Raw genomic sequence first — 4586 nt, 5'->3', positions numbered from 1 at the left:
GGCCGGGTCCGCCGCCCGCTGATCCGCGACGACGGCCGCCTGCTCATCGTCGCCGCCGACCACCCCGCCCGCGGCGCGCTCGGCGTCGGCGACGACCCGATGGCGCTCGCCGACCGCTACGCCCTGCTCGAGGGGCTCGCCACCGCCCTCACGCGCGTCGGCGTCGACGGCGTGCTCGGCACCCCGGACATCGTCGACGACCTCGCGCTCCTCGGCCTCCTCGACGACAAGGTCGTGGTCGGATCCATGAACCGCGGCGGCCTGCGCGGCGCCGCCTTCGAGATGGACGACCGCTTCACCGCCTACGACGTCGCCGGGATCGTCCGCGACGGGCTCGACTTCGCGAAGACCCTCGTGCGCGTGAACCTCGGCGACGCCGGCACCGCCCGCACCCTGGAGGCCAACGCGCGCGCGGTCGACGACGCGGTGCGCGCCGGCCTGCCGATCATGCTGGAGCCGTTCATGAGCGCGTGGCACGAGGGCCGGATCGTCAACGACCTCACCGCCGACGCCGTCATCACCTCGATCGCCATCGCGTCCGGCCTCGGCTCCTCCTCCGCCCGCACGTGGATGAAGCTGCCCGTCGTCGACGACATGGCCCGCGTCATGGCCGCCACGACGCTGCCCACGCTGCTGCTCGGCGGGGATCCGCAGGGCGCGAGCGAGGACACCTGGGCCGGCTGGGAGCACGCGCTCGACCTGCCCGGGGTCCGCGGCCTCGTCGTCGGACGCACGCTCATCCACCCCGCCGACGGCGACGTCGCCCGCGCGGTCGACCAGGCCGTCGACCTCGTGCACGGCCGCACCCGCCCCTGACGCCCGCCACCCGCACGCCGCACCCCGCACGCCGACCGACGAAGGACACCATGACCGACACCGCCCCGCTCCCCGTCGTCCCGCACTGGATCGACGGCGCCCGCTCGCCCTCCACCTCCGGCCGCACCGCGCCCGTCTACGACCCGGCCCGCGGCGTCGTCACGAAGGAGGTCGCGCTCGCGGGAGCCGACGAGATCGATCGCGCGATCGCGTCGGCGCACGCCGCGTTCCCGGCCTGGCGCGACCTGTCGCTCGCCAAGCGGCAGGCGATCCTCTTCCGCTTCCGCGAGCTGCTCGAGGCCGAGAAGGGCGAGCTGGCGGAGATCATCACGTCGGAGCACGGCAAGGTCGTGAGCGACGCGCTCGGCGAGATCACCCGCGGGCAGGAGGTCGTGGAGTTCGCGACCGGCCTCGCGCACCACCTCAAGGGCGAGTACTCGGAGCAGGTGTCCACGGGCGTCGACGTGTACTCGACCAAGCAGCCGCTGGGCGTGGTCGGGATCATCTCTCCCTTCAACTTCCCGGCGATGGTGCCGATGTGGTTCTTCCCCATCGCGATCGCGGCGGGCAACACGGTGGTGCTGAAGCCGAGCGAGAAGGATCCGAGCGCTGCGATCTGGATGGCGGAGCTGTGGAAGCGCGCGGGCCTCCCGGACGGCGTCTTCACGGTGCTGAACGGCGACAAGGAGGCGGTGGACGGGCTGCTCACGCACCCGGACGTGCGCGCGATCTCGTTCGTCGGATCCACGCCCATCGCCCAGTACGTCTACGAGACGGGCACGAGGCACGGCAAGCGCGTGCAGGCGCTGGGAGGTGCCAAGAACCACATGCTCGTGCTGCCCGACGCCGACCTCGACCTCGTCGCCGACTCGGCCGTCAACGCGGGCTTCGGCTCGGCGGGCGAGCGCTGCATGGCGATCTCGGTGGTCGTCGCGGTCGAGCCCGTGGCCGACGCGCTCATCGAGCGGATCACGTCGCGCATGGCGGGCCTGCGCGTCGGCGACGGGCGCCGCGGCTGCGACATGGGACCGCTCGTCACCGAGGCGCACCGCGACAAGGTCGCGTCCTACATCGACGTCGCGGAGGAGGACGGCGCCCGCATCGTGGTCGACGGCCGGGGCATCGAGGTCGACGGCGAGGCCGACGGCTTCTGGCTCGGACCCACCCTCATCGACGAGCTGCCCACGAGCTCGCGCGCGTACACGGAGGAGATCTTCGGGCCCGTGCTCGGCGTCGTCCGCGTTCGCTCGTACGAGGAGGGCGTCGCGCTCATCAACCGGGGCGCGTTCGGCAACGGCACCGCGATCTTCACGAACGACGGCGGGGCCGCGCGGCGCTTCCAGAACGAGGTGCAGGTCGGCATGATCGGGATCAACGTCCCCATCCCCGTGCCCGTCGCCACGTTCTCGTTCGGCGGCTGGCGCTCCAGCCTCTTCGGCGACACCAAGGCGCACGGGGCCGAGGGCGTGCGGTTCTTCACGCAGCAGAAGGCCATCACCAGCCGCTGGCTCGACCCGTCGCACGGCGGCGTCGACCTCGGCTTCCCGCAGAACTGATCCGCACCATCCACGCCCGGCCGGGCACCCGACGACGACGACGGAGACGCGCATGACGACGAACGAGTGGCTGCACCCCCGCGGGAGCCTCGGCCGGGACGGCTGGGAGACCGTGGTCGACGGATCCCTGCCCGGCTGGGAGCACACGGGCCTCCGGGTCGCGGTGCTCGGCGACGGGGACGCGCTCGAGCTTCCCGCGTCGGGAGTGGAGCGCATGGTCGTGCCGCTCGCGGGATCCTTCGCCGTGCGCCACCGCGAGGGCGACGGCGACGAGCTCGTCATCGATCTCGCGGGCCGCGCGTCGGTCTTCGCCGGGCCGACCGACGTGCTCTACCTCTCGTGCGCGTCGAGCGCGGTGCTCACCGGATCCGGCCGCGTGGCCGTCGCGGAGTCGCCCGCCACCCGGCACGTGCCGACCCGCCGGATCGCCCGCGAGGACGTCTCCGTCGAGCTCCGCGGCGCCGGCCGGTCGAGCCGGCAGGTGCACAACTTCGGCACGCCCGGCAGCCCCGGATCCCTCGACGCCGAGCGCCTCATCGTCTGCGAGGTCGTGACGCCCGCCGAGAACTGGTCGAGCTACCCCGCGCACAAGCACGACGAGGCGAAGCCGGGGGAGGAGTCGGAGCTGGAGGAGATCTACTACTTCGAGACCGCCGTCGGCCGCGGGCTGGAGGCGCCCGCGGAGGCGGATCCGTTCGGCCTGTTCCACACGTCGTCGTCGCCCGCGGGCGAGATCGCGATCGACGCCGTGGTGCGCACGGGCGACGTCGCGCTCGTGCCCCACGGCTACCACGGGCCCGCGGTCGCGGCGCCCGGCTACGACCTCTACTACCTGAACGTGATGGCGGGGCCCGGCGCCGACCGCGCGTGGCTCATCTCCGACCACCCCGCGCACGGCTGGATCCGCGGCACGTGGGCCGGGCAGGACATCGACCCGCGACTGCCGTACACCGCCGACGCGCCGTCCGCCCCCGCCGCACCGCCCGCATCCGCACCCGACCAGGAAGCACCCGCCCGATGACCGAGCCCACCGTCCGCATGACCGTCAGCCAGGCGCTCGTCGCGTTCCTCGCCAACCAGTGGACGGTCGACGGCGACCACCGCGAGCGCACCATCCCCGGCGTCTTCGGGATCTTCGGCCACGGCAACGTCGCCGGGATCGGCCAGGCGCTCATGCAGGCCAACGCGCAGGATCCCGACCTCATGCCGTACCACCAGGCCCGCAACGAGCAGGCGATGGTGCACCAGTCGGTCGGCTTCGCGCGCATGCACCGCCGCCTCGCCACCTACGCGAGCGCCGCGTCCGTCGGGCCGGGCGCCGCCAACATGCTCACGGGCGCGGCCCTCGCCACCGCGAACCGGCTGCCGGCCCTGCTCCTGCCGAGCGACACCTTCGCGACCCGGGTGGCGGATCCCGTGCTGCAGCAGCTCGAGCACCCGCACGATACGGGGATCAGCGTGAACGACGCGTTCCGCCCGCTCTCGCGCTTCTTCGACCGCGTGCAGCGGCCCGAGCAGCTGTGCTCGATCGCGCTGGCCGCCATGCGCGTGCTCACCGACCCGGCCGAGACCGGCGCGGTCACCATCGCGCTGCCCGAGGACGTGCAGGCGGAGGCGCTCGACGTGCCGCTCGCGTTCCTCGCGCCGCGCGAGTGGCACCTGCGCCGGCCGCTCCCGGAGCGCGGGCCGCTCGCGCGCGCGGTCCAGGCGATCCGCGACGCCCGCACGCCGCTCATCGTCGCGGGCGGCGGCGTCATCTACTCCGCGGCAGAGCAGGCGCTCCTCCGCTTCGCCGAGCAGACGGGGATCCCGGTGGCCACGACCCAGGCCGGCGGCGGATCCCTCGTCTGGGACCAGCCGCAGTACCTGGGCGGCATCGGCGCCACCGGGTCCACCGCCGCGAACCGCCTCGCCGCGGAGGCCGACGTCGTGATCGGCATCGGCACGCGCTACTCCGACTTCACGACCGCGAGCCGCACGGCGTTCCAGCGGCCCGACGTGACCTTCGTCAACGTCAACGTCGCGCCGTTCGACGCCTACAAGCACGGGACGCAGCTGCCCGTGGTCGCCGACCCCCGCGAGACGCTCGAGGCGCTGATCGAGGCGCTCGCGGGAACGCGCGTCGACGCCGCGTACGCCGACCGCATCGCCCGGGAGAAGCGCGAGTGGGACGCGGCGGTCGACCGCGCGCTCGCGCCCACCGGCGGCGCGCTG

Annotated in this window: 4 protein-coding genes; all 4 read left to right on the top strand. The window is 73.7% G+C overall.

Features of this window, described 5'->3' with window-relative positions:
• Positions 1 to 816: class I fructose-bisphosphate aldolase (locus DZG00_RS12580; RefSeq protein WP_233550134.1), on the top strand; the 816-nt coding region annotated here is incomplete at its 5' end.
• 50 nt (positions 817 to 866) lie between these two features.
• On the top strand, positions 867 to 2372 hold the full coding sequence (locus DZG00_RS12575) for a CoA-acylating methylmalonate-semialdehyde dehydrogenase (protein ID WP_119382575.1): 1506 nt from the start codon (positions 867 to 869) through the stop codon (positions 2370 to 2372).
• Positions 2373 to 2424: 52 nt separating this feature from the next.
• Entirely contained in the window at positions 2425 to 3393 is a 969-nt protein-coding gene (gene iolB / locus DZG00_RS12570) for a 5-deoxy-glucuronate isomerase (protein ID WP_119382576.1), read from the top strand.
• On the top strand, positions 3390 to 4586 hold a 1197-nt coding region (locus tag DZG00_RS12565; RefSeq protein WP_255414060.1), incomplete at its 3' end, for a thiamine pyrophosphate-binding protein. The genes iolB and DZG00_RS12565, both read left to right, overlap by 4 nt.

Origin of the sequence: Clavibacter lycopersici (genome assembly GCF_003576405.1) — a bacterium.
In the GTDB taxonomy this organism is placed as follows: Bacteria; Actinomycetota; Actinomycetes; order Actinomycetales; family Microbacteriaceae; genus Clavibacter; species Clavibacter lycopersici.
This window is presented reverse-complemented; position numbering and strand designations above follow the sequence as displayed.